At 69.7% G+C, this 25,214-nt stretch carries 22 protein-coding genes; 11 read left to right on the forward strand and 11 right to left on the reverse strand.

Annotated elements, in window-relative coordinates:
• The first annotated feature begins 257 nt into the window (after positions 1 to 257).
• From ACZK5N_RS08520 to ACZK5N_RS08530, 3 genes are all read left to right on the forward strand, one after another.
• Complete coding sequence (locus tag ACZK5N_RS08520) at positions 258 to 1,694, forward strand: rhamnulokinase (protein WP_459018856.1); 1,437 nt, start codon at positions 258 to 260, stop codon at positions 1,692 to 1,694.
• Positions 1,691 to 2,674, forward strand: coding sequence for a LacI family DNA-binding transcriptional regulator (locus ACZK5N_RS08525; RefSeq protein WP_459018857.1), 984 nt, complete (start codon positions 1,691 to 1,693; stop codon positions 2,672 to 2,674). The genes ACZK5N_RS08520 and ACZK5N_RS08525 overlap by 4 nt, the downstream gene beginning before the upstream one ends.
• A gap of 70 nt (positions 2,675 to 2,744) precedes the next feature.
• Positions 2,745 to 3,188, forward strand: coding sequence for an RbsD/FucU domain-containing protein (locus ACZK5N_RS08530; RefSeq protein WP_459018858.1), 444 nt, complete (start codon positions 2,745 to 2,747; stop codon positions 3,186 to 3,188).
• Between the two features lie 14 nt (positions 3,189 to 3,202).
• On the opposite strand, the gene lplAB is transcribed toward ACZK5N_RS08530, so the two are convergent.
• From lplAB to ACZK5N_RS08570, 8 genes are all read right to left on the reverse strand, one after another.
• Positions 3,203 to 4,252: a lipoate-protein ligase LplAB gene (gene lplAB, locus ACZK5N_RS08535; RefSeq protein ID WP_459018859.1), complete on the reverse strand. Its 1,050-nt coding sequence runs from the start codon at positions 4,250 to 4,252 to the stop codon at positions 3,203 to 3,205.
• Between the two features lie 9 nt (positions 4,253 to 4,261).
• Complete coding sequence (locus ACZK5N_RS08540; protein WP_459018860.1) at positions 4,262 to 4,498, reverse strand: thioredoxin family protein; 237 nt, start codon at positions 4,496 to 4,498, stop codon at positions 4,262 to 4,264.
• 21 nt (positions 4,499 to 4,519) lie between these two features.
• A complete protein-coding gene (locus tag ACZK5N_RS08545) occupies positions 4,520 to 5,557 on the reverse strand; it encodes a permease (RefSeq protein ID WP_459018861.1) in 1,038 nt (345 codons plus the stop codon).
• Between the two features lie 2 nt (positions 5,558 to 5,559).
• Complete coding sequence (locus tag ACZK5N_RS08550) at positions 5,560 to 5,862, reverse strand: ArsR/SmtB family transcription factor (protein ID WP_459018862.1); 303 nt, start codon at positions 5,860 to 5,862, stop codon at positions 5,560 to 5,562.
• A gap of 64 nt (positions 5,863 to 5,926) precedes the next feature.
• Positions 5,927 to 6,721 (reverse strand): sulfite exporter TauE/SafE family protein, encoded by a 795-nt coding sequence (locus ACZK5N_RS08555; protein WP_459018863.1) that lies wholly within the window; start codon positions 6,719 to 6,721, stop codon positions 5,927 to 5,929.
• Positions 6,718 to 7,065: a rhodanese-like domain-containing protein gene (locus ACZK5N_RS08560; RefSeq protein WP_459018864.1), complete on the reverse strand. Its 348-nt coding sequence runs from the start codon at positions 7,063 to 7,065 to the stop codon at positions 6,718 to 6,720. Before ACZK5N_RS08560 ends, ACZK5N_RS08555 begins: the two co-directional genes overlap by 4 nt.
• Positions 7,062 to 8,435 (reverse strand): rhodanese-like domain-containing protein, encoded by a 1,374-nt coding sequence (locus ACZK5N_RS08565; protein WP_459018865.1) that lies wholly within the window; start codon positions 8,433 to 8,435, stop codon positions 7,062 to 7,064. Before ACZK5N_RS08565 ends, ACZK5N_RS08560 begins: the two co-directional genes overlap by 4 nt.
• 62 nt (positions 8,436 to 8,497) lie before the next feature.
• Positions 8,498 to 9,169 (reverse strand): fructose-6-phosphate aldolase, encoded by a 672-nt coding sequence (locus tag ACZK5N_RS08570; protein WP_459018866.1) that lies wholly within the window; start codon positions 9,167 to 9,169, stop codon positions 8,498 to 8,500.
• 202 nt (positions 9,170 to 9,371) lie between these two features.
• On the opposite strand from ACZK5N_RS08570, the gene ACZK5N_RS08575 reads away from it, so the two are divergent.
• Positions 9,372 to 10,442 (forward strand): hypothetical protein, encoded by a 1,071-nt coding sequence (locus ACZK5N_RS08575; RefSeq protein WP_459018867.1) that lies wholly within the window; start codon positions 9,372 to 9,374, stop codon positions 10,440 to 10,442.
• 43 nt (positions 10,443 to 10,485) lie between these two features.
• The gene (locus tag ACZK5N_RS08580) at positions 10,486 to 12,375 is read left to right on the forward strand and encodes a hypothetical protein (RefSeq protein ID WP_459018868.1); all 1,890 of its coding nucleotides are present in this window, start codon (positions 10,486 to 10,488) and stop codon (positions 12,373 to 12,375) included.
• A 9-nt stretch (positions 12,376 to 12,384) separates the two neighbouring features.
• On the opposite strand, the gene ACZK5N_RS08585 is transcribed toward ACZK5N_RS08580, so the two are convergent.
• Positions 12,385 to 13,623, reverse strand: coding sequence for an MFS transporter (locus tag ACZK5N_RS08585; protein ID WP_459018869.1), 1,239 nt, complete (start codon positions 13,621 to 13,623; stop codon positions 12,385 to 12,387).
• 385 nt (positions 13,624 to 14,008) lie between these two features.
• On the opposite strand from ACZK5N_RS08585, the gene ACZK5N_RS08590 reads away from it, so the two are divergent.
• Genes ACZK5N_RS08590 through ACZK5N_RS08615 form a run of 6 tightly spaced genes read left to right on the forward strand, consistent with a single transcriptional unit; the run spans position 14,009 to position 22,527 of the window.
• Complete coding sequence (locus ACZK5N_RS08590; protein WP_459018870.1) at positions 14,009 to 14,776, forward strand: DeoR/GlpR family DNA-binding transcription regulator; 768 nt, start codon at positions 14,009 to 14,011, stop codon at positions 14,774 to 14,776.
• A 14-nt stretch (positions 14,777 to 14,790) separates the two neighbouring features.
• Positions 14,791 to 16,167, forward strand: a complete 1,377-nt coding sequence (locus ACZK5N_RS08595) for a dihydrolipoamide acetyltransferase family protein (protein WP_459018871.1) — start codon at positions 14,791 to 14,793, stop codon at positions 16,165 to 16,167.
• A 17-nt stretch (positions 16,168 to 16,184) separates the two neighbouring features.
• Positions 16,185 to 17,552, forward strand: coding sequence for a dihydrolipoyl dehydrogenase (lpdA, locus tag ACZK5N_RS08600; RefSeq protein WP_459018872.1), 1,368 nt, complete (start codon positions 16,185 to 16,187; stop codon positions 17,550 to 17,552).
• A gap of 30 nt (positions 17,553 to 17,582) precedes the next feature.
• Positions 17,583 to 20,042: an alpha-ketoacid dehydrogenase subunit alpha/beta gene (locus tag ACZK5N_RS08605; protein ID WP_459018873.1), complete on the forward strand. Its 2,460-nt coding sequence runs from the start codon at positions 17,583 to 17,585 to the stop codon at positions 20,040 to 20,042.
• Between the two features lie 5 nt (positions 20,043 to 20,047).
• The gene (locus ACZK5N_RS08610; RefSeq protein WP_459018874.1) at positions 20,048 to 21,406 is read left to right on the forward strand and encodes a PHP domain-containing protein; all 1,359 of its coding nucleotides are present in this window, start codon (positions 20,048 to 20,050) and stop codon (positions 21,404 to 21,406) included.
• Complete coding sequence (locus ACZK5N_RS08615) at positions 21,403 to 22,527, forward strand: SDR family NAD(P)-dependent oxidoreductase (protein WP_459018875.1); 1,125 nt, start codon at positions 21,403 to 21,405, stop codon at positions 22,525 to 22,527. Before ACZK5N_RS08610 ends, ACZK5N_RS08615 begins: the two co-directional genes overlap by 4 nt.
• A gap of 100 nt (positions 22,528 to 22,627) precedes the next feature.
• Here the strand turns inward: ACZK5N_RS08615 and ACZK5N_RS08620 are convergent, their stop codons facing one another.
• Positions 22,628 to 23,866 (reverse strand): prolyl oligopeptidase family serine peptidase, encoded by a 1,239-nt coding sequence (locus ACZK5N_RS08620; protein ID WP_459018876.1) that lies wholly within the window; start codon positions 23,864 to 23,866, stop codon positions 22,628 to 22,630.
• 347 nt (positions 23,867 to 24,213) lie between these two features.
• Positions 24,214 to 25,200, reverse strand: a complete 987-nt coding sequence (locus tag ACZK5N_RS08625; protein ID WP_459018877.1) for a putative endonuclease domain-containing protein — start codon at positions 25,198 to 25,200, stop codon at positions 24,214 to 24,216.
• Between the last annotated feature and the right edge of the window lie 14 nt (positions 25,201 to 25,214).

Genomic DNA, 25,214 nt, shown 5'->3' on the forward strand with positions numbered 1-25,214 from the left:
GCTCCTTCTTCGCGGTTCCCCAGGCTCGCTTTGCTCGCGCGATTCGATGTTCCGGGGAACCAGGCTCCTTCGTCGCGGTTCCCCGGGCTCGCTTCGCTCGCGCGATTCCATGTTCCGGGGAACCAGGCTCCTTCGTCGCGGTTCCCCGGGCTCGCTTCGCTCGCGCGATTCCATGTTCCGGGGAACCAGGCTCCTTCTTCGCGGTTCCCCAGGCTCGCTTGATCGATCAACCGAACCACCACTCAGGAGGAAGAGAAGTGTCAACCGTCACCGCGCTGGCCGTCGACCTCGGCTCGTCGTCGGGCCGGATCATCGCCGGCACCCTCGACGACGGCGTCGTCCATGAGGTGGAAGTGCGGCGGTTCGAGCACGCGGCCACACTGCAGGGCCCCTTGGCAGGCTCAGGCCGGCACGGGTACCTCGCCTGGGATCTGGACTACATCTGGGCCGAGGTTGTGGCCGGCCTGCGCGACGCAGTCGCCCGCTTCCCCGGCGCCGTCAGCGTCTCTGTGGACACCTGGGGCGTGGACTACGTGCCGGTGGACACCGTCGGCTCGAGGCTGACACCGGGCCGCGCCTACCGCGATGAGCGCACCGCCCGCACCCACGCCGCGTTCCGCGAGCGTCTCAGCGACGAGGCCGCCTGGAACGCCACGGGCATCGCGCCCGCCACCATCAACACCGCCAACCAGCTGTTCGCCTTCCTCACGGAGGAACCGGACGTCGCGGCCACCGTCGACCAGGTCCTGCTGCTGCCTGATTACGTCACATTCCTGCTGTCCGGCGTGCGCGGGTGGTCACGATCCCACGCCTCGTCGTCGGGCCTCACGCGCCCGGGGGCCCACGAGTTCAGCGACGAGGTGTTCGAGGCTCTCGGCATCCCCCGATCCTGGGTCGGGGAGGTCACCCCCGAGCTCACGGTCGTCGGCCCGTGCACCGTGGAAGGGCTGGGGCAGCTGACGGTGGTGCGGGCCGGTGCCCACGACACCGCCTGCGCCGTACACGCACTGCAGCGCGACGCGGCGGATGAGTCCTACTTCCTGTCCTGCGGCTCGTGGTCCGTGCTCGGAGTTCTCCGCGACGAGCCGCTCATGTCCCGCGAGGCCTACGAGCTCGGCCTCACCAACGAGGCCCGCGCCGACGACGGCTTGCGCCCCCTCTTCAACATCACCGGGCTGTGGATCCTGCAGGAATGCCAGCGGGAGTGGAGGGCCGCCGGGGGCGTGCACGACATCGTCGAGCTGGTGGAGAGGGCCAATGCCGCTCCGTCGCTGCGCTGCGTCATCAACCCCGACGAGCCGCAGTTCGCTCAGCCCGGCGGCATGGTGGCCCGGATCACCGCGTCGCTCGCCGGCCAGGGCGCGGACACCGAGGCACTCGACGAGGGCGCCATCGTGCGCGTGATCCTCGAGTCGCTGGCGGCCCGCTACGCCCGAGGCATCGCGGACCTCTCCGCACTGACCGGTCACCCACCGCGGCAGCTCAATCTCGTGGGCGGCGGATCCCGAAACACCCTGCTCTGCCAACTGACGGCCGACGCCGTCGGGGTGCCGGTGGTCGCGGGGCCGGTGGAGGCGTCGTCGCTCGGCTCCCTCCTGGCCCAGCTGGAGGTCATGGGCCACCTTGATCCGGCGGACCGCAACGACGTCATCGCGGCCTCTGCCCACACGATCCGGTACGAGGCCCGGCCGTGAGCCGCCGCGGGCAGCGCGCGAACCTGCGCGATATCGCCGAGGCGGCAGGCGTGTCCATGCAGACGGCCTCACGCGTGGTGCGCGGGGTGGACGTGGTGGCCGAACCCACCCGCCAGCGCGTCCTGGAGGCCGTCGAGCGGCTCCACTACCAACCCAACATGGCTGCCCGGTCGCTGTCGGCCCACCGCACCGGGTCGGTGCACGTGATCGACGCGGTCCCCCTGTTGCACGGCCATGCCACCAGCTTCGTCGTCATCTGCCAGCAACTCGCGGCACTGGGGCTGCACATCTCCACCTCCGTCATCCGCTCCGGGCTGGACGGGCTCCCGCTGCACGAGCTGGTCCCCGTGGGTGCCGACGGCGTGATCATCCTGGGCGGACGCGACGAGCCGAGCCTGTGGGTCAACACCGTCGCCAGCAGGCTGCCCACCGTGTACGTCGGCCAGATCCAGGACCTGCCGGCGCCGGCGGTGGGGGTAGCGCTGGATCACCGGCTCGGGGCCAGGCTCGCCGTGGACCATCTCGTCGCGAGGGGGTCGCGGCGCGTCGCACATGTCGCCGGACCGATGGAATGGTCCGACGCGCTGCAGCGGCACGACGGATACCTCGAGGCGTGCATGGCCGCCGGCATGGAGCCGGTGGTGCTGCATGCGGGATCCTGGGACGCCGCGACAGCCGCGCCCCTCATGCGGGAGCTGCCCGCGGACGTCGACGCCATCTTCGCGGCCAACGACCACCTGGCGCTGGGCTGCATGACCACGCTGCAGCTGGCCGGAAGGTCGGTGCCGGGCGACGTCCGGGTGGTCGGTTTCGATGACGTCGTCGGCGCCGAATCCTTCCTTCCCGCGCTCACGACGGTGCGGCAGGACTTCCGCACGGTGGGGGAGACGGCCGTGGCCACCCTCAACCTGCTGCTCAACGGTCAGCCCGCCGAGCCGACCACCATCACCCCCGCCCTCGTGGTGCGAGCCAGCACCTGACGACGACATCCACTGAGGCCTCGCGCCTCATCAGTGCCGGGCGCTCGCCCGGCCCAAGCAAGGAGATCACATGCTCTACGGACCCATGACCCATCCGCAGCTCCTCGGCGCCCTCGGCCGCGCAGGGCACAGCAGCAAGATCCTGATCACCGACGGCAACTACCCGGCGGCCACGGGCGCACCGGCGACGGCGGAGCGGATCTACCTCAACCTGGCGCCCGGCCTGCTCACCGTCTCCGACATCCTCGAGGTGCTCAAGCTCACCATCCCGATCGAGGAGGCGGGGATCATGGTCCCCGCGGCGGACGTCCCCGCCGGCGAGCGGCCCGCGTCGATTCCCGCCCACGACGAGTACCGGGCGGCGCTGCCGGGCATCGCCGTGGTGGAGATCCCGCGATGGGACTTCTACGACGTGGCGAAGTCGGCCGATGTGTCCGTGGTGATCGTCAGCGCGGACCAGCGGCTCTACGCCAACCTGCTCCTCACCGTCGGGGTTCGCCAGCCCGGCGAGTAGCCGACGCAGGATACTCAGGGGATCCGCTTCGTCCACGCCTCCGAGCTGAACTTGGTCTCCACCAGCTCCTTGGCCGCGGCCAGCTCGTCGTCGCCGTAGGTGCGTCGCTGCGTCGCATAGCGGCCCTCGAAGTGCGCCAGGAACGAGGCGATGATCGCGTCGCGGGGCAGCCGGGTCTGCGAACGGAGCGGGTCCACGCGCTTGTTGGCGGACTTCGTCCCCTTGTCGGACAGCTTCTCCCGCCCGATCCGGAGCACCTCCAGCATCTTGTCCGCGTCGATGTCGTAAGCCATGGTCACGTGATGCACGACGACGCCGCCAGTCACCCGACGCTGCGCCGCGCCGGCGATCTTTCCCTTGTCCGAGGCGATGTCGTTGAGCGGCACGTATCGGGCAATGACGCCCAGCTCGGCCAGCGCGCCCATCACCCACTGGTCCAGGAACTCGTAGCTGCGCTCGAAGCTCAGCCCTTCGACGAGCGAGGCCGGCACCACGAGCGAGTAGGTGACGCAGTTGCCGGGCTCCATGAACATGGCCCCGCCGCCGGTGATCCGTCGCACCACGTTGATGCCGTGCCTGGCGCGGCCCTCGTCGTCGATCTCGTTGCGGTAGGACTGGAACGAGCCGATCACCACGAGCGGTTGGTCCCACTCCCAGATGCGGAGGCTGGGGTTGATCTCGCCCCGGGCGAGCCGGGCCGCGATCACCTCGTCGAGCGCCACGTGCATTCGGGGGTCCATCGAGACCGGGCCGATCACGTCGAACGTGTGATCCGACCAGTCGGACGCGTGGCCGAGCGCGCGGCGCACGGCGATCCCCACCGCCTCGGGGGTGAAGCCGATGAGCGTGGCCGCCGGATCCAGCCGGGCGGTGATGCCCGCGGCCAGGTCGGCCACCGACGACGACTCCGGCATTCCCAGCAGCGCGCCGTTGATGTCGTCGAGGGCCTCGTCGGGCTCCAGGAAGAAGTCCCCGGAGACAGCCGCGTGCGCTATCCGCCCGCCCTCTGCCTCGATGTCGACGGCGACCAGTTTGCCGCCAGGGACCTTGTACTCACCGCGCATCCCCCGAGACTAGCGGGCCCGGATCAGCTCCACGATCTGGCCGGGCGTCGGCACCCGGCCGTACGAGACGACGTCGCCGTCGATGACCAACCCAGGGGTGCTCATCACCCCGTGGGCCATGATGTCGGCGTACCCGGTGACCTTCTCAACCTCGGCATCGAGGTTGAGGCGGGCGAGGGCCTCGCGGACGTTCTTCTCCAGGTTGACGCAGTTCTTGCAGCCGGGGCCGAGGACCTCGATCAGCATGGGTGTTCCTTCTTTCCAGGATCAGGCGAACAGGTTGACGAAGAGTCCGATGGCGATGATGGCCAGCGAGACGCTGCCGAAGAACAACGCCAGCAGCTTGGGCTTGAGGACCTGCTTGAGGAGGATGAACTCAGGCAGCGAGAGCGCGACGGTGGCCATCATGAAGGACATCACCGTGCCCAGCGACATCCCCTTGCTCCACAGCGCCTCCGCGATGGGGATGACGCCGGCGGCGTTGGCGTAGAGCGGGACGCCGGCGAGCGTGGCGAGCAGGACCGCGAAGGGGTTGTCCGGGCCGGCGTACGCGGCGAAGAACTCCGTGGGCACCCAGCCGTGGATGAGGGCGCCCACCCCGACGCCCACGAGGATCCATATCCAGACGCGGCCCACGATGTCGCGGGTCTCCTCCACGGCGGCCTCGACGCGCTCGTGCAGGGTGGGGCGCCTGCCTTCGGCCTGCAGGACGGACACCGGGGTCTTGAACACGAAGTCCGCCACGAGATGATCGAGCGTGAGGCGGCTGAAGATGAAGCCGATGGTGATGGCCGCGATGAGTCCGGCAGCGACGTAGGCGATGGTGTTCGGGATGCCGAAGGTGTCGGCGAGCAGCACCACCGCCACCTCGTTGACCAGCGGCGAGGCGATGAGGAATGTGAGCGTCACGGCCAGCGGGATGCCTGCGCCGACGAAGCCGATGAACAGTGGGATGGAACTGCACGAGCAGAACGGGGTGATCGCGCCGAAGAGCGCCGCCAGGACGAGGGAGAGCCAGAGCGGCTTGCCGGCGAGGAACTGCCGCACGCGCTCCGGGCGCAGCGTGGTGCGCAGCATCCCGATGGCGAAGATCATCCCCACCAGCAGGAGCAGGATCTTCGAGGTGTCGTAGAGGAAGAAGTGGGCTGCGCCGGGGAGCCGTTCCGTCAGGTCCAAGCCCAGGGCCCGGGTGAACAGGGCGTCCCATGCCACCTCGTTGAGGGCGTACAGCCCGGCCCAGACCGCGGCGGCGCCGACGAGCAGGCCGACGAGTTGTCGAGAGCCGGGGAGAGTGGGGGCCGACATGGTCAACCCCGCAACTCTCCGGGGAGCGCAGAGCGCACGAGGGCTGCGGCGCCGTCGGCCAGCGTGTAATCCACCCACCGCCCTCGACGGGTACCGACGATGAGGCCCGCTTCGCGCAGCACTTTGAGGTGGTAGCTGAGCAGGTTGGGGGCGATGTCGATCGACGCCTGCAGGTCGCACACGCATTGCGTGCGGGACGTGAGGATGGACAGCACCCGCCACCGGACGGGATCCGCGACGGCCTGCAGCACGGCCACGGCCCTGTCCTCGCGCAGCGACAGTTCAATGACGCTTGATTCAAGCATGATTGAATCGTACGCCCCCTGAAACTACGGCGGAGACGGGGTCGGCCTACCGCCCCGGCCAGGTCTAGATCTGGAGCAGGGTCTGGATCAGGATGAGGAGCGACGTGACCGCGAGCAGGGCGGCGAAGCCGAGGCCGAGCGTGCGCGCAGGCAGGCGACGGCCCACCTTGCCGCCGAGGATCGCGCCGGCGGCCGCGAGGATGCTGAACCATCCGATCAGCGTCCAGTCGACGTCGATGGCCACCGTCAGTCGTGTGGTCAGGGCCACCAGCGAGTTGAGCACGATGACCAGCAACGATGTGGCCACCGCCTGCTGCATCGTGAACCCGAGCGCGATCACCAGAGCCGGCACGATCGCGAAACCGCCGCCCACGCCGAAGAATCCGGTGAGGAGGCCCACGCCGGTCGCCGTCGCGGCCACCACGCCCAGGTGCCCCCAATTGATGCGCAACGGGTTCCGCTCCACCATGTGCGGCACCGGGGGCGGGGGAGCGGCTGATGGGCGGAGGAACTTCTTCGCCATCACCGCAGAGACCACCAGAAGCAGAACGGCGAACATGGCCATCAGCACGTTGCCGGGCATCTGCATGGAAACCAGCGAGCCGCCCACCGCTCCTGCCGTCCCCAGGGCCGCGAACGCCACGCCCTCAGCGGGCCGGACGAACCCGGCACGCCAGTGCCCGATCAGGCCCGCGCTCGCGGTCACGGTGACCACGATGAGCGAGCCCACCATCGCCGCGCTGGGCGGCTGGCTGGCCAGGTACACCAGCACGGGGACCGTGATGATGGCACCGCCGCCGCCGAGGGCACCCATGATGAGCCCCACCCCTACGGCCATCGGCACCATCCACCACGTCATCGGCTGACCTGCTCCGCGCCGTGCGGGCGGGTGGCGACGGGGTGCCCGGCCGCGATCCAGCCCAGGGTTCCGCTGCTGACCGAGATGGGTCGACGCCCGGCGCGCGCCAGGATGCGGCTGGCGGTGATCGACCGGTGACCGCTGCGGCAGATCACGTAGACGGTATGGTCTTCCGGCACCTCCGCGACGCGCGACCCCACCTCGCCGAGGGGGATGAGGACCGCGGACGGGACGTGCGCCTCGGCGTATTCGGTCGGCTCGCGGACGTCCAGGATGAAATCGCCCCGCTTCCAGGCCCGGTGCAGATCAGGGATGGTGCACTCGGTGACCTCGCCGTCGGTCACTGTCCGCTCACCATCGGGAGGCCGTTCTTCTCGGCGTTCTCGAAGTTGTCATCGATCGTGACGACTCTCCGGCCTGAGGCCGCGAGGATCGAGCCGGCGATCGACGACCGGTATCCGCTCTGGCAGTGCACCCAGATCTCGCCGTCGGGGGCCTCGTCGATGCGGGTGATGAGGTCGTGCAGCGGGATGTTGCTGGCGCCGTCGATGTGTTTGGTGGTGTATTCCGACGTCCGGCGGACGTCGAGGATCCGCACCTCGCGGTGGTGCCGCACCTGGCTGAGGTCGCCGAACTTCGCCTGCTGCAGCGTGGCGGGCTCGTCGGTCCAGTCCTCGGGCGTGCCGTGGGCGCTGGCCGCGATGTGGTCGATGCCGATGCGCGCGAGTTCCCGTTGGGCTTCGGACACCTGCTCCCTGGACTCGCCGAGCAGCGTGATCGGGGTCCCCCAGGGGATCATCCAGCCGATGTAGGTGGAGAGTTGGCCGTCGATGCCGAAGTTGAAGGAACCTGGCACGTGGCCGGCGGCGTAAGCAGTGCGGTTGCGAAGGTCGACCACCCACTCGCCATTCTCGAGGCGGGAGCGGATCTCGTCCTTGTCCGCGTGCGTGGGCTCCGACAGGTCCGGCGCATCGGGGCCGGTCGAGTTGGCCGGAGCCATGTGTGCGTAATAGGCGGGGTAGACGTCGAGCCCGGCCAGAATCTCCTCGATCCACTCGGTCTCGTCCTGCGTGAGCACGGGGTTGATCCGCTTCTCGCGGCCGATGGTGGACTCGGTGCCGTCGGTCTGGGTGGCGGAGCAGAAGCTCCCGAACCCGTGCGTCGGTAGGACCTCAGTGGCGTCGGGGAGCTCCGCGGCGAGGCGGTGGGCCGAGTTGTACTGGTGGCGAACGAGCTCATGCTTGTGGGCCTCGCCGAGCAGGTCCGGGCGCCCCGTGGCTCCGAACAGGAGCGAGCCACCGCTGAAGACCGCCTGGCCCTTGGCGTCGTCGTCGTCCGCGGTGGGGTCGAACAGCACGTAGGACAGATGCGTGTAGGTGTGGCCCGGGGTGGCGAGCGCCTTGACCGACATGGTGGGGCTGATCTCGACGACCTGGGTGTCGACGATGGGGGAGCGCTCGAACTGCACCTGGTCCTCGGCGTTGACGTAGTAGTCCGCGCCGCGCTCCTTGGCGAGCGCGAGGCCGCCGGTGACGTAGTCGTTGTGGATGTGGGTCTCGAAGACCGCCTTGAGCTCGACGCCCTCGTCGTCGAGGATCTGGGTCACTCGGTCGATGTCGCGCTGTGGGTCGATGACGAACGCGGACGTGCCGTCGTGCACCACGTAGCTACGGTCGCCGAGGGTGGGGGTGGCGATGGTGATGATTCGTGCCATGGGTCACTCCTTCGTTTTGAAGGAAGTATATACCCTGGGGGGTATCCCTTGGTCAGCGGCGCTCAAGGGAGGGTCGTCGTACCGTTCACTTCCTTCCAGTCCGAGATGAACGCGTCCACGGCGTCCTCGATCATCGGCGCCGACAGTGCCTGCCGCAGCAGCTTCGGCGACAGCGTCACCGCGTGAGCCCCTGCCTCCAGGGCGTGGGAGACCTGCGAGATGTTCTTGAAGCTGGCCGCCATGATCTTGCTCGGCGCGTCGAAGCGGTCGATGAAGCTGGCCAGGGCACTGAGGGTCCCGCGGGTGTCGATGTCCAGGCTCTGCATCCGGTTGTAGTACGGCGCAAGGTAGTCCACACCGGTCGCGATGGCCAGGAATCCCTGCGTCTTGGAGTAGATCGCCGTGGCGGTGACCTTGACGCCCTGCTCCTTGAGCGTGCGCATGGCCTGGATGCCGGCTTCGGTGGTGGGGATCTTGGGGTAGACGTTGGCGTCGATCTTGTCCAGCAGCCGGTGGGCCTCGTCGATCATGCCTTGGGCGTCCTTGGCCAGCACCTGGACGTGCAACGTGCGGTTGGGGCCGATGATCGAGCGGATCCGCCGCAGGTGGGCGTAGAAGTCGATCGGGCCCTCCTTCTTCAGGATCGAGGGGTTGGTGGTGACACCGGTGACGGGGTAGATGGGCGTGAGCCGCTCGATGTCGTCGAGGTTGGCGGTGTCGAACAGGATGTCCATGGGAGCCTTTCGGGAAGCGTCGCGGGATTGCGCCCTCGCACCATTCCACCACCGGCGAGGCGTGAACGTGAGGGATCGGAGGCGATCCGGGCGGATGCCCACTGGGCACTACCGCCCGTCGGCCCGGGGCGCGAGAATGGGCCCAGGGACCACGGCCAGCGGGATCGCCCCGGGCGGCCGTGTCCCAGAGACGAGGGTTTCCATGGCCGGCGACGACGCGGTCCCCGAACCGGTCGACGTGGATGATGCGGGCGCGCGGACCGGCCCCCGGCGTTCGCGAGCCTGGGCCTGGGCTGTTGCCGGCGGACTCGTCCTTGCCGCCCTCGCCATCCCCCTGGGATACCAGGCGCTGAGAGGCCCTGACGGGGCGGTCCCTGGCGGCACTCCCAGCGCCACCCCGTCGGCCTCGGAGTCGCCCGGGGATCCGACGCCGTCGCCCACCGAGCCCGCTCCCAGCCCGGAGCCGAGCGCTCCCTCCGGCGAGAACCCGTGCCCTGGGATCGCCGAGGAGGCGCGCGAGGGCACGCTCGAGCTCACCCCCTTCGACGGCGACCTCCCCGACGGCGCCGTCCGCGCCTGGCTGTGCGGAGACCCGAATGAGGGATTCTCGGCCACGGGCGGACCGGCGGAGCCGCTCACCGAGGGCGTGGGGGACCTGGTCGGCTCCTTCAACGCGCTCGAGCCGCTGCCCGCGGACATCGCCTGCACTGCCGAGTACCGCATGACGTACGTCGTGGTCGTCGACTACGCCGATGGGTCGAAGCGGCTGCGCGGCGAGTTGCACGGTTGCCGGGTGGTGAGCGACGGCGAGCGCCTGTTCTCAGGCGGCGAAGGGTTCCTGCAGGCGCTCGTCGGCCTCTGGGAGGAGCAGCGCGCCGGGCTGGAGGCCCCGACGGAGGCCCCGGCGGTGTGCCCGCCACTGAGCACCCTGCTCGCCACCACGCCGGATGCCGTGGTCGCGGGTTTCGTGTGCTCCAGGGACTACAGCGACATCCGCGTCCTCGGCGAGATCCCGGATGATCTCGTGGCGCGAATCATCGAGTCGCTGAAGTCGGACGTGGGCGGCGAGGTGCCCGGGGTGGACATGGACGACCGCGGCGCCTTGGTCCTCGTCGATGGGTGGGGCTCGACGATGTCGCTGGTGCCGCTGCTCGACGGCAACTTCGCCGTCGACCCCGGCCCGGTGACGCAGCTGGTCTCCTGGAAGCCGCCGGTCGACCTCGCCACGGACCTGGACGCACTCCTCGGCCCGGAGCCCTCTCCCACGCAGTAGGCCCATGGGGCGGTCGAGGGCCGAGTTCCGCCATACTGCGGGGATGCACCGCCTCTCTGCCCGCGACCTGAGACGCAGCCGTCCCCACCTCCTCGTCCTCCGGGTTGCGTGGACCGTGGTCGCGGCGTCCGTGCTCGTCTCGCTCATCGTCTCGTCGTCGGCGGTGGACTTCCAACGTCCGGCGCTGTGGTCGCCGGGATACGTGGCCTTCGGGCTGACCCTGACCGTGATCGCCGGAGGCGGACTGGTCTGGTACGCGCCGAGGAGCACCCTGGCGGCCTCCATGGCGGTGGCCGTCTTCGGCGCCGTGGCCGTACCCGGTGAGCCGGGGGCCTGGTGGGCGGTCGCGACACTCGCGGCCGCGCTGCTGTCCTTCCTGCTCGTGCGCGACAGCCGCAGCCGCCCGACCGGTGGCCTCGTCGTGCCGCGCACGGACGTGCCCTTCGCGTCGTCCTGGGCCGCGAGCCCTGCGCTGAACCGCTGGATCGGGGTGGCGTCGATGATCGCGCTGCCCGTCGTCGGTGTAGCCCTCCTCATCGCGCACCAGGTGTTCGTGGCCGACGTTGCCGCGTTCGAAGCCGGAGCTACCACCGTCTCGGCCCCGATCGTCCGCGTCGAGGAGGACTCCGCCGTGCTGATCGTGTCCGTCGACGGCCAGGAGGTGGAGTTCGAGGACCCGTGGCTCGGGGACGGCCCGGGTATTGGCGAGACCGTGGACCTGCTGACCGACGGGGCCGGGCGGGCCACGTTGATCGGCCCCGGCCAGGACAACCCGGCGTGGCTGCTCGGTGCGCTCGGCGCGCTCCCCCTCATCGGGGTCGCACTGTGGGGGAGGTTCCTGGCTCCTGGCCGCCGTCGGGCTGCGCTCGTGGCCAACGGCGGGCCCAGCGCAACCGTACGGGTGGTGTGCGATGGCGACGTGGCGCTGGTGCTGCCCGTGGACGCAGATTGGCCTGTGCTCGAGCTCACCCACCTTGATGGACACGCCGACCGCGCCGGAGTCCTGGCCGTGAGCGAGAAGCATGAGAGTGCCTGGGACGACGAGGACGAGGATGTCGACTCGGTCGACGTGGGCCAGCCCCTCCCGGCCAACGCAGCAGACCTCGCAGCCTGGGTCGACGGGGTGCGCGACGAGATCGAGAGCGAAGACCAGGAGACGATGACCAGCGAGGAAAAGATCCTCGCCGAAGCCGTGGTGGGTCCGGACACCAACGGCGCCGAGCCCTTCATCCTGGTCGGCAGCTGGGCGAGTGGCCACTCCGTGGCGCTGGCGCGCACCACGGGCCAGGTCTGGCTGGCGGAGGCGAGCGAACCCCGGCCCTTCCAGGGTCGGCGACGGCTCCTCGGCGCCCTGCGACCTGAGACGCCCGGTTGGGATCATGTGGACGATGCCGCCGCCGGGCCGGCCGAGCGACTGCAGGCCTGGGCGCTGAGGCACGCGTCCTGGACCAGATGGGCTGCCGCGTGTGGGGTCGCCATGCCGTTGGCTGTGCTCATCCCCTGGCTGGCGCTGGACCCGACCGCAGACTGGTGGGACCTCGCCCGGGTCGCCGGACTGGCGGTGGCGGCCGTCATCGCCCCCTTCTGGGCAACGTCGTGGTCGTGGCTCGAGTTCGGGCGAGTGCGTGCCGGGTTCGCCTGGTACGGGTTGGCGTTCGACGAGGTGGTCGCGCGGGATCGGGTTGAGATAGTCGTGGCAGGTCGGACCGCGGTGGCGGTCCGGCTGCGTGATCCCGACGACGTCATCGGCTTCGACCCCGAGGTGCTCATCGAGGGGGAGTCGAGCGCGGAGCGGGCCGCGGTGGAGCTGCGGTCGTGGGTCGAGTTCGCGCCTGCCGGCAGCCGCAGCGGTCGTCGTCCGGCCCCGGGACTCGTCGCGGCTCTCGCGCTCGTCGTCGCCTGGGCGGCACAGCTCATCCCCGCCTGGCTCTGAGCTGGTCGATCATCGCGCCCGCGCCCGCCCGAGTGTGACCACCAGCAACAGAAACGCGACCGCCTGCGCCGCGCCGATCACCACGATCAGCCAGCCGATGGAGACGTCGAGCAGCCAACCTGCGACGAAGCCGCCGACGATGGCGAAGGCGCCCTGGATCGCGGCGAAGATGCCGTAGGCGGTGGCCAGCTGCGGCGCCGGCACGAGGTCGGCGACCAGCGCCTTGATGGTCGAGTCCTGGATGCCGTACGCGGTCGCCCACACGGCCACGCCGACCAGTGCCCAGCCGAGGGACGGCGCGAACGCCATCGCCGGCACGGTTGCCACCAGCACTGGCACGACCAACAGCACCCGCGACCCCCACCTGTCGAACGCCCACCCCGTCGCCAGCGCGGCCATCGCTTCAACCAGCATCGCGCCCGCGTAGATCAGTGGGACGGCCGCTGTCTCGACGTCGAGGGTCCGCGTCAGGTGAACGGAGATGACCGCGAAGGTCACGAGGCCCGCGGTGGTCAGCGCGGCGGCAAGCGCATAGCCGAAGAACGGCCCGGGGAGGTCGGTTCCCATGGCCCCGCGCCACCACGAGGTCTGGGCCGCCTGCTTAGCCCCTTGCTCGGGGGCGTAGACGCTGGGGTCGGGCACGGCCCGTCGGATCGCCAGGAGGACGAGCATGGCGATGACGCCAGGCACGACCAGCCAGCCCAGGCCGAGCCAGATCGACCCTGTCGCCGCCACGATCGCGGCCATGAGCAGCGGGCCGGCGAACGCGCCCAGTTGGTCGAGGGCCTTGTGCACGCCGAACCCCTTGCCGCGACCCACCGCCTTGGCCGCGTAGGCCAGGAGCGCAGACTTCGAGGGGGACCGAACTGCCTTGCCGGCGCGCTCCAGCAGGATCATCGTGGACGCGAAGACCAGCCCTGCGGCGCCGAGCTGCGGGGACAGCCAGAGCAGGGGCACGCAGACCGCGGTCAGCGCATAGCCGACGATGGTGAACGACCAGTGCGCCCCCCGTCGGTCGGCCACCGGTCCCGCGAAAAGCCGCAGCACCAGGGCCATCGCCTCGCCCGCCCCGGAGACCAGGCCGACGATCGCCGACGACGCGCCCAGCGCCAGGAGCGCGGGCCCGTACAGGGACCGGGCGCCCTCGTAGACCATGTCGGCGAAGAGGCTGACCAGGCCGAACCCCAGTACTACGTTCCAGGCGGACGGAAGACCGCGGCTCGCGGGAGCCGGCGCGGGGGATGACACGCCCCCACCGTACTTGCGTAAGACCCTTCGCGCAGATGAGCGCGACGCTGGCCTGAGCTCTGCCGGCGTGGACGATGAGCCGGAAACGGCACTCGACCACCGGATCGTCGGTCTTGAACGTTCAAGCCGCCGCGACATCGAAAGCAGGCTCAACCCGGCCTCACGGAAGCCGTGTCCGGCTCAAGTTGGCCAACCGGGAGCCGTGTCCGGCTCAAGTTCCGCCAGGCGTAGATCCGGCGCGATGCGAGGTCGGTGGCGTGACCCCGATCGTGACCCCCTGAGCAGATGCCCAGTCTTTCGCGACCCGCCGCACGAAACCGAATCAACGGGTTTATAGTCGGACTATCGAAAGCATTTCGGAAGCAAACGAAAGCGATGTGAGACAGTGACCGTCGAGCGCACCGAGCGTGAGCACGAGATCATGTCGCGACTCACGGACGACGGATCGCTGTCGGTGACCCTGCTCGCCGCCGAGCTTGGCGTCTCCGAGGTGACGATCCGCGGGGACCTGCGTGGCATGGAGCAGCGCGGCATGCTCGTGCGCACCCGCGGCGGCGCTCGCCCCACCACGCTGAAGTCGATCCTGCAGCGCGAGCAGCTCAACGTCGACGCCAAGCAGCGCATCGCCGCCGCGGCCGCCCAGATGGTGCGCGACGACGACACCATCATGATCGAGGCCGGCACCACCACCGCGCTGGTGGTGCGCAACCTCACCGGCCGCCGCGGCATCCAGGTGGTCACCAACTCGGCCCTGGTGTTCAGCACGGCCCGCATCAACCCGGACCTCACCATCATCCTCACCGGCGGAGTGTTCCGCCGAGAGTCCGAGTCGTTCGTCGGACCGCTGGCCGAGCGGGCCATCGCGGACTTCAACACCCGGCTCGCCTTCCTGGGCACCGACGGCTTCTCCCCTGAGCGCGGTCTGACCACGCGGTTCGTCGAGGGCGGCCAGGTGGCCTCACTCATGACGGACCGCGCCGAGGAGACCTGGCTGCTGGCCGACTCGTCGAAGTTCGGCCAGGCAGGCTTCGTCAGCTTCCTGCCCCTGGCAGGCATCACCGGAATCATCACCGACGACGGGCTCCCCCAGGGCGCCGTCGAAGCGCTGCGGGAACACACCCAGGTGCGCGTCGTCCAAGCAACCAACCAGTAAGAAGGACAGAACTCATGGCAACCGTCGTAGTCATGCCGCAGCTCGGCAACAGTGTCGAGTCGTGCCTGATCGTGTCGTGGCAGGTGAAGGTGGGCGACGAGATCGCCGAGAACGCCATCGTCTGCGAAGTCGAGACTGACAAGGCCTCCATGGAGGTCCCCACCTCCGCCGCCGGCACCGTGCTGGCGCTGCTCTGGGCCGAGGGCGACGACGTCCCGGTCAAGGAGCCGCTGCTGGTCGTTGGCGCAGCCGGGGAGGACCCCAAGCCCGCGCTCGACGCGGCTGGCTGGAAGGGCGCCGACGGCGAGGGTGCCGCCGCTCCCGCCGCAGAGGCCGCTGCCCCCGCCGCCGCGCCCGAGCCCGAAGCCGCCCCCCAGGTGGAGCGCACAGCCGCCACCGGCGCCTCCAGCCCACGGGCCCGCAACCTCGCCGCCGCCAACTCGCTGGCCCTCGGCGCCGTCGCCGAGGGCTCCGGCCCCGGCGGGCGCGTCATCGAGCGCGACGTCAAGGAGGCCCTCACCTCCGCCACCACCGGCGCCGCCCGCGCCGGGGCCCACGCCGCGGGCGCCGAAGGCACCGGCCTCGGCGGCCGCGTGACCACCGCAGACCTCGCCGCCCCGGCCCAACCGGCCGCCGCTGCTGCTGCCCCCTCCGCGCCGCGCCCGGCCAGCGCCGTCGACGCCGACTTCCCCGGCCCGTCGGAGGCCACGAAGGTCAAGGGTGTCCGCAAGGTCATCTCCGAGCGGATGATGAACTCGCTGGCCACCTCCGCCCAGCTCACCTACACCACCACCGCGAACGCGCAGGGCCTGCTTGACCTGCGCAAGAAGCTGAAGAACTCGGACCCGTCGCTCGGCATGAACGGCGTCACCATCGGCGACCTCGTCGGCTACGCCGCCGTCCGTGCCGCCGCGAAGAACCGCTCGCACAACTCGCACCTCAGCGACGGCGTGCTCACCACCTTCGAGCGGGTCCACATGGGCTTCGCGTGCGACACCCCCCGCGGCCTCCTGGTGCCGACGGTGCGCAACGCGTCGCTGATGAGCCTGCGCGAGTTCTCGGCCGTCAGCAAGCAGCTCGCCAACGAGGCCATCCAGGGCTCCATCAACCCCGATCTACTCTCCGGCGCCACCTTCACGGTGTCGAACCTGGGCGGATTCGGCATCGAGTCGTTCACCCCGCTGCTCAATGTGCCGCAGACCGCCATCCTCGGCGTCGACGCGATCTTCCCCCGGGTCAAGGTCAACGCCGACGGCTCCGTCGGCGCCGAGCAGCGCATCGGCCTGTCGCTCACCGCGGACCACCGCGCGATCGACGGCGCGGACGCCGCCCGCTTCCTGCAGGACCTCGTGAAGTTCATCGAGGCCATCGACATCACCGTGCTCGGCTGAGAGGAACTGACACATCCATGAGTGACTTCGACGTCATCGTCCTGGGCGGAGGGCCCGGCGGCTACATCGCCGCCGAGCGCCTCGGCCACGCCGGGAAGAAGGTCCTCCTCATCGAGGCCGACGCACTGGGCGGCACCTGCCTCAACGTGGGGTGCATTCCCACCAAGGCGCTCCTCAACGCCGCCAAGACCTACGAGCACGCCAAGCACGGCACCCAGCTCGGCATCCACACCTCCGACATCTCGGTGGACTGGACCGAGCTCCAGAGGTGGAAGGCCCAGACCGTCACCACCCTGGTCAAGGGTGTGGGCTTCGCGGAGAAGAAGGCGGGCGTCACCGTCGTGAAGGGCTACGGCACCTTTGACGGACCCGGCAAGGTCACCGTCGACGGCGCCACCCACACCGGCGACCATGTGATCCTCGCCACGGGATCGGTGCCTGTCATGCCGCCGATCCCCGGCGCCAAGGAGAACCCGCACGTGGTGGACTCCACCGGCATGCTCGCCGTCGAGTCCATCCCGCCGCGGCTGGCCGTCATCGGCGGCGGCGTGATCGGCCTGGAGTTCGCCAGCCTGTTCGCCACGCTCGGCTCCGAGGTCACCGTCGTCGAGATGCTGCCCGAGATCGTGCCGTTCATGGACGCCGAGCTGGCGCCCATGCTCCGCAAGGCGCTCAGCAACGTGAACTTCAAGCTCTCGTGCAAGGTCACCGCGATCGACGGCGGCACCGTCCGATACACCACGGCCGCCGGCGCGGGCGAGGCCATCGAGGCCGACGTCGTGCTCATGGCCGTGGGCCGTCGCCCGGCCGTCCAGGGCTGGGGTGCGGAGAACACCGGCCTCGAGGTCTCGGGCAAGGGCGTGGCGGTGGACGACCGCATGCGCACCAACCTGCCCAACGTGTGGGCCATCGGCGACGTCACCGGTCGCTCGCTCCTCGCGCACGCCGCCTACCGCATGGGCGAGATCGCCGCGGCGAACATCCTCGACCCCGAGGCCCACCGCAAGGGCGAGGTCATGCGCTGGTCCACCATCCCGTGGGCCGTCTACTCCATTCCGGAGGCCGCCGGCATCGGGCTCACCGAGGCCCAGGCGAAGGCCCAGGGCGGCAACGTCCGGACCGTCACCGTCCCCGGAGCCATGTCGGGCCGCTTCGTCGCCGAGAACGGCGTCAAGGCCCCCGGCGCCGCCAAGCTGGTCTACGACGGCGACACCCTGCAGGTGCTCGGCATGCACGTCGTCGGCAGCTACGCCTCCGAGATGATCTGGGGCGCCTCCGTGGTGCTCGAGACCGAACTCAACATCACCGACCTGCGCCAGGTCGTCTTCCCCCACCCCACCGTCAGCGAACTCATCCGAGAGGCGGCTTGGGCTGCCAAGGCCTGAGCGATCACAAGAAACTAGGAGCAGTCACCCATGCCACGCACCCTCGTCGTCGATCCGAGCAACGTCCGCTCGGCGTCGTTCATCACCACGCCCGACATTCCCGTCAACCAGTACCAGCCCAACTTCGCTGCGGAGCTTGAGACCCACGGCAAGGACGGCCTCGTCGACATCCTCCACGACATGATCGCGGTTCGTCAGTTCGAGACCATGCTCAACTCGATCAAGACCACCGGCGCGTGGAACGGTGTGGAGTACAACCACCGCGGCCCGGCCCACCTCTCGATCGGCCAGGAGTCGGCCGTCGTCGGTCAGGCCTCGCAGCTGGATCCCACCGACTACCTCTTCGGCTCGCACCGCAGCCACGGCGAGATCCTCGCCAAGTGCTACTCCGCCGCCCGCAAGCTGGACCCGGCCGAGCTCGAGAAGATCATGACCACCTTCCTCGACGGCGAGACCCTCGGGTTCGCCGAGAAGGTGGGCCACGACGGCCTGCTGGACCTGGCCGAGAACTTCATCCTCTACGGCACCGTGGCGGAGACGTTCGCCCGCAAGGCGGGCTTCAACCGCGGCCTCGGCGGCTCGATGCACGCCTTCTTCGCGCCGTTCGGCTCCATGCCCAACAACGCCATCGTGGGCGGCTCGGCGGACATCGCCACCGGCTCTGCGCTGTTCAAGCGGATCAACCGCCAGCCCGGCATCGTGATCGCCAACATCGGCGACGCCTCAATGGGCTGCGGCCCCGTGTGGGAGGCCATGATGATGTCCGCCATGGACCAGTACCGCACCCTGTGGAAGCACGGCGTGGAGGGTAACCCGCCCATCTGGTTCAACTTCTTCAACAACTTCTACGGCATGGGCGGCCAGACCTCCGGCGAGACCATGGGCTACGACATCCTGGCCCGCGTCGGCGCCGGTGTGAACCCCGAGGCGATGCACTCGGAGCGCGTCGACGGCCTCAACCCGCTCGCCGTGGCCGACGCCGTCGCCCGCAAGCGCCAGATCCTCGAGTCCGGCAAGGGCCCGGTGCTCACCGACACCATCACCTACCGCTTCTCCGGCCACTCGCCGTCGGACGCCTCCTCCTACCGCACCCGCGAGGAGGTGGAGCTGTGGGAGACCCACGACGGCCTCAAGAACTACGCGGCCTACCTCGTCGAGAACAAGGTGCTCAGCCAGGGCGAGGTCGACGACATCCAGGCGAAGTTCGACGAGCGCCTCACCAAGGTGATCGCCATCGCGACGAAGGACGAGGAATCCAGCCCCCGCGTCGGCATGGACTTCATCGAGTCCGTCATGTTCTCCAACGGCAACGTGGAGGCCATGGCCGAGGGCGAGGCCGAGCTGCTCGAGCCGCTGGAGGAGAACGCCCGCGTCAAGTCGCTGAAGAACAAGGTGCGCAAGGCCACCGACGAGAACGGCAAGCCCGTCTCCAAGGCGAAGGCCTACTCCTACCGCGACGCCCTGTTCGAGGCCGTCGCGCACCGCTTCGCCATCGACCCGACGATGGCCGGCTGGGGCGAGGAGAACCGTGACTGGGGCGGCGCGTTCGCCGTCTACCGCGGTCTCACCGAGCTGCTGCCGTACCACCGCCTGTTCAACTCGCCCATCTCCGAGGCCGCCATCATCGGCGCCGGCGTCGGTTACGCCCTCTCGGGTGGCCGCGCCATCGTCGAGCTCATGTACTGCGACTTCCTCGGCCGCGCCGGAGACGAGATCTTCAACCAGGCCGCCAAGTGGCAGTCCATGTCCGCCGGCCTGCTGACGATGCCGCTGGTCATGCGCGTGTCCGTGGGCTCCAAGTACGGCGCCCAGCACTCCCAGGACTGGTCCGCGCTCGTGGCCCACATGCCCGGGCTCAAGGTCTACTACCCCTCCACGCCCTACGACGCCAAGGGCATGATGAACCTGGCCCTGCGCGGGACGGACCCGGTGATGTTCTTCGAGTCCCAGCTCCTCTACGACGTGGCCGAGCAGTTCGCCGTCGACGGCGTGCCGGAGGGCTACTACGAGGTGCCCGAGGGCGAGCCGGTGGTGCGCCGCGAGGGCACCGACCTCACCATCGCGGTGATCGGCCCCACGTTGTACCGCGTGATGGAGACCGCCGACGTGCTGCAGGAAAAGTTCGGCATCTCGGCCGAGGTCATCGACCTCCGCTTCGTCGCCCCGCTGAACCTGGACCCCATCGTCGAGTCGGTGAAGAAGACCGGCCGCCTGGTGCTGACCTCGGACGCGGTGGATCGCGGCTCGTTCCTGCACAACGTGGCCTCCTCCATCCAGACGCTGGCGTTCGATCACCTCGACGCCCCCGTCACAGTGGTGGGCTCGCGCAACGCGATCACCCCCGCCGCGGAGCTGGAGAAGGAATTCTTCCCGCAGATCGAGTGGCTGATCGACGCCATCCACGAGCGGATCCTCCCGCTCAAGGGCCACGTGCCGACGACCAACCAGACCAACGCCGAGCTGGCTCGTCGGTCGCGGATGGGGCTCTGACCGCCATGTCGCGAGACGTGATCAACGATCCGACGATCACGCCGGCCGAGCGCCTGGCCGCCCTGCGGGAGTACCTGCAGGACGGCCCGGTGTTCCCGGAGTTCGTCACAGAGTCCAACAACCACGTGCACACCATCTACAGCTTCAGCCCGTACACGCCGGCCATGGCGGCGCTGCGGGCCCGCGAGGCCGGGCTGATGGTGGTGGGGTCGGTGGACCACGACTCCGCCGCCGCAGCCGCGGAGATGGCGGAGGCGGCGACGCTGCTCGGCATGGGCGCGGTGACCGGCTTCGAGTGCCGCGTCTACGTACACACCGCCGACGAGGTGAGCTCCGGCCGCGCGCCGATGCACACCCGCAAGCTCAACAACCCGGACACGGCCGGCATCGCCTACATGACGGTGCAGGGCATCCCGGCGGGGTCACGCGACGCCGTCGCCGAGTACCTGGTGCCCATCCGCGAGGCGCGCCTCAAGCGCACCGCGCAGATGGTGGAGCGGGCCAACGAGATCCTGGGCCGCCTCGGCGCGCCGCTGATCGACCTGGAGGAGGACATCGTCGAGCGATCGCAGTTCCTGCGCGGTGGGACGGTGACCGAGCGCCACCTGCTCGCGGCGATGGCCGCGAAGCTGATTGAGCGGTTCGGCCCCGGCCAGTCGCTCGTCGGCGGGCTGGCCGAGATGGGCCTGAACCTGGCCGGGAAGGTCCGCGACCAGCTCGCCGACCCGGACAACCCGCACCTCGTCTTCGATCTGCTTGGCGTGATGAAGGCCGAGTTCCTGGACCAGGTCTATGTGATCCCGGAGCGGATGGAGAACGGTGGGGAGTGCCCCAGCATGGCCGAGGTCATCGCCTTCGCCAAGTCCGTCGGCGCCATCCCCGCCTACGCCTACCTGGGCGACGTCACAGCGTCCCCGACTGGCGACAAGAAGGCGGAGAAGTTCGAGGACGACTTCCTGGAGGAGCTCGTCATCGAACTGGAGCGGATGGGCATGCCTGCCATCACCTACATGCCGCCGCGCAACACCCCGGAGCAGATGGCGCGGGTGGCCGAGCTGGCCGCCGAGCACGGTCTGCTGGAGGTGTCGGGCGTCGACATCAACACGCCCCGTCAGGTGTTCAACTGCCCGGAGCTGCAGCGCCCCGAGCTGGCGCACCTCAACGACGCCACCTGGGCGATGGTCGCGCACGAGCAGTTGGCCGACGCGGACGCGTCGCTCGGCCTGTTCGCGCCGGACTCGCCGCTGGCGGTCCTGCGGCTGACGGATCGGGTCGCGCGCTACGGCGCGCTCGGCCGGACCCTCGTGGCCGGTGAGACCACCGTCGAGGAAAGTGTCAGTCAATTGAGGAGGGCTCTGGCATGAGCATCGTCGACATCGCCCCGGTGGTCCGGGGCTCTTACCTGGCGAGGCACGGCGTCCCCGTCGTGGTCTCTCCGCTGGTTGAGCCGGGCGCCGCCGGAGGCCGCCCCGCGTCGAAACCCCTGGAGCTGAGCGCGGACTCCACCGACGCCATTCTCGCCGCCCTGCGCGACGCCGACCTCCCCCTGCCTGGCGACGTCGTCGTCGAGGTGGCGGGGGAGCGGCACGCGTTCTCGGTCCGCACCCTCGGCGACCTCACCCCCCTCCCCGGCGCACGCTCGGCCGAGGCGCGCAGCGCGGCCTCCCGTTCGGCCGTCGTCGCAGGCAAGGTCGCCGTCGTCACCGGCGGCGCGCAGGGCTTCGGCGCGGAGATCGTGCGCGGGCTCGTCGATTCCGGCGCGTTCGTCTACATCGCCGATCTCAACGCCGACGGCGCGGCGGCGCTGGTGACCGAGCTGGGAGAGCAGACCGCGGCCATCACCGTCAACGTGGCCGACGAGGCCTCCGTCGCGGCGATGGCCGAGCAGATCGCGGCCACCACAGGCGGCCTCGACCTGGTGATCTCCAACGCAGGCATCGTCCGCGCGGGCAGCGTGCTGGAACAGGATCTGTCCGCGTTCGCGCTCACCACGGACATCAACTACACGGCGTTCTTCCTCGTCACCAAGCACCTGGGCCGGCTGCTGGCCGCCCAGCACTCGGCCGCTCCGGGCTGGATGACCGACATCATCCAGATCAACTCGAAGTCCGGCCTGGTGGGCTCGAACAAGAACGGCGCCTACGCCGGCTCGAAGTTCGGCGGCATCGGCCTGGTCCAGAGCTTCGCGCTGGAACTCGTCGAGCTCGGCGTGAAGGTCAACGCGATCTGCCCGGGCAACTTCTACGACGGCCCGCTGTGGTCCGACCCCGACCGCGGGCTGTTCGCGCAGTACCTGCGCTCCGGCAAGGTCCCCGGCGCCACCACCGTCGCTGAGGTGCGCGAGTTCTACGAAGCGAAGGTCCCGATGCGTCGCGGCACCACCGGCGCCGATGTGATGCGGGCGGTGTACTACATCGTCGAGCAGGCCTACGAAACGGGCCAGGCCATCCCGGTCACCGGAGGACAGGTCATGCTCAGCAGCTGACCTGGGGCAGAGCCCCTTGACCTGCTCGACGGCGGATCTGGTAGCGACTACGCCACCAGATCCGCCGGTCGAGCGTCTCGGAGGCGACGCCGACAGCGGGTCAGCGGTGCTGCTCGGCCATCCACTCCCAGAGGTGCTGACCGTTGTGCTGCGGGTCGTTGCGGGCGACATAAATCCACGACCAGTGCCCCATGAACTGGTGGCCCTGCCACGTCACCGTGTCGTACAGCGTGACGATGGAGTCCTCGATCAGCGCCGCCGCCCGGCCGGTGTTGGCCTCCCACGGGAGGACGGTGTCATCCTTCGAGTGCACCAGCCACGTGGGGGTCGAGCTGACGCTCTGCAACTCTGCGTCGGTGAAGAAGTTGGGCGTCGCGCCGGGGCAGACGGGGACGATCGAGGCGAACTTCGTCGGGTACTCGACCGCCATCTTGAGCGACATGTACCCACCGTTGCTGCAGCCGAGGACATGCACCCGCTGCGGGTCGATCTTGTGGTTCGACGCGAGCAGTTCGTCCACGAGCGCGGCGATCCGCGGCGCGAACCCGTCGCCGTCGGCCATCCACATGCTGGGGGACTGCGGGGCGAGGACGTATGCCCCGCCGAAGAGCTGCTGCGCCTCCGGCGTGACGAAGCCGAGCGCCCCACGGTTGCCGCGCAGCTGCGCCTCGTTCGTCTGGCGCGAGTCCATGCCGCCCTCGCCTCCGCCGTGCAACCAGACGATCAGCGGGTGCCTGCCCGCCCGGCCGTGGCCGTTGTTCGAGGGGCTGAACAAGCGGTAGTTCAGCCCGGACGCAGACGTCCCGTAGCTGAAGGCGTCCGCCTCGGGGTTCGTCAGCTCGCGCTGGGTGAAGCTGTCGATCATCACCTGGCGCTGGTTGCGCAGCCGTAGTGGGGCGTTCTGCGCGATCGTGTAGGTCAGGTCGAATTCGACGTTGCGCCCGGCGGGGACGGTGTAGCCCAGGGTGGCGCCCCCGGGCACGCCCTCGGCGGTGGCCAATTCGAGGGTGAGGTTGCCCCGGTTGTCGGTCCGGGCCGCGGTCACCTCGCGCTGGACGTCGTAGCTGCCGAAGGTGAGCTGGCCCGACGAGGAGGGGAGCGGGCTCTCCGCCCTGGCCAGCACCGAGAAGGTTCCGAGGGTCAGGCTCGAAGGATCGAACTGCCCGAGCGCGCCCGCCCGGATGGTCAGCGACGTCACCTGCTCGCCACCGTCGAGCACGGTGGCGTTCAGGTCGAAGCCGACCGAGGTTGCGGCCGAGGCCACCTGTGGGATGGCGGCAACTGCGGGGATTACTGCGGCCGAACCGAGCAGGGCACGTCGGCTGAGGCGTTCCATCATTTCTAGACTCCTTCGTCTGGGCTGGACTTGTCCGGTCCGCCGGGGCCTCCCGTCGTGGAGATCTTGGCGGACAAGAACATTCCCCTGCCGCGCGGTGTGCAGCTCAGAGAGTCGTCACATGATCGGTCCGATCAGCGGCACAATCGGTCGCCGCGAACCTAGTCGCCCCGCGGGCTCGACAAGGCCCTGCGGTGCCCGTGACCGACGGTCAGGTCAGTTGAGCAGCTGATCCCTGCCGATCCCTAGGCGGCGGATCTGGTAGCGACTACGCCACCAGATCCGCCGGTCAGCGTTGCCGACCCATCGTCGAGTCCCGGCCGATCCTTAGGCGGCACTTGTGGCAGCGACTACGCCACCACATCTCCCTCTTTGGATGACGGGCACTTCGGGCAGGCGACCTTCTGCCCGTCCCACCCTCGTGCCGCCAGCGCCTGGGACAGTTGAGCCGCGACGGCGCACGCGTCGTGCGTCACCGCCTGCCACCCGTAGCGCAGGGTGGTGGTGTCGTCCGCCACGAGGCGTGCGTTGTCGCGCGCCATGTCCTTCGACCAGTCGGTGTGATCGCGCATCCCGTCGAGCTCTACCGCGAGCCGCGCCTCGCGATACAGTGCGTCGGCGCGCCCGACGGTGCTGCGTACCTGCTTCCCGGGTAGGGGCAGTCCATGCGGGAGCAGCACACCGGTCTGAAACCGCCACTCGAGGGCGCTCTCGATGCCCTCACCCGCGCGGTCGCAGAGGTCCCTGATAATCCCCGAGTGCCTGGTCCGTTCCCGCGTGCCTAGCGCCGCGAGGATCTTGGTGGGGATCGTCCGGCCCTGGGCGAGGGCACGCGCTACCGCCGCGATGGTCGCGTCCTCGGTATTGACCCGCGCCAGATCCACCAGCGACCGCTCCACCGACGTCCGCGGCGGGCTCCCCATGCCATCGCGAGTGCCGCGACGATAGACCACCCGCCAGGGCCCAGCGGTGAAGCCGTCACGTCTCGCGTCGGTCCAGACCGCGATCCGAGAGGGTGCGTCTCGCACTGCGTCGTGGAGATGGGCCGCGGCGTCCTCACCGAGGACGGCCGAGGCGCCGGCTCGGAGAAGCCCGGCCCAGGCGACAGAAAGCCAGGTCGGCTCGGCGACGAAGTGCAGCCCGTCGGCCGGGTGGCCCCACTCCCGGGCCATCCTGCCGACGACGGCCCGGGTGAGCCCGCCGTCGATCAGTTGGCGGGTGCTGAGCACGCCCTCCTGGCGCCTGGCCAGGGCGTGGAGAGATGGGCTGAGGCTCTGACGTGGGTGCACGCGTACCAGCGTGCCGAAGACGAGCGCCGCGTCGCGTGCTGTGAACACGGCTGACAACACCC

The sequence above is a fragment of the Tessaracoccus pujii genome (genome assembly GCF_055326215.1).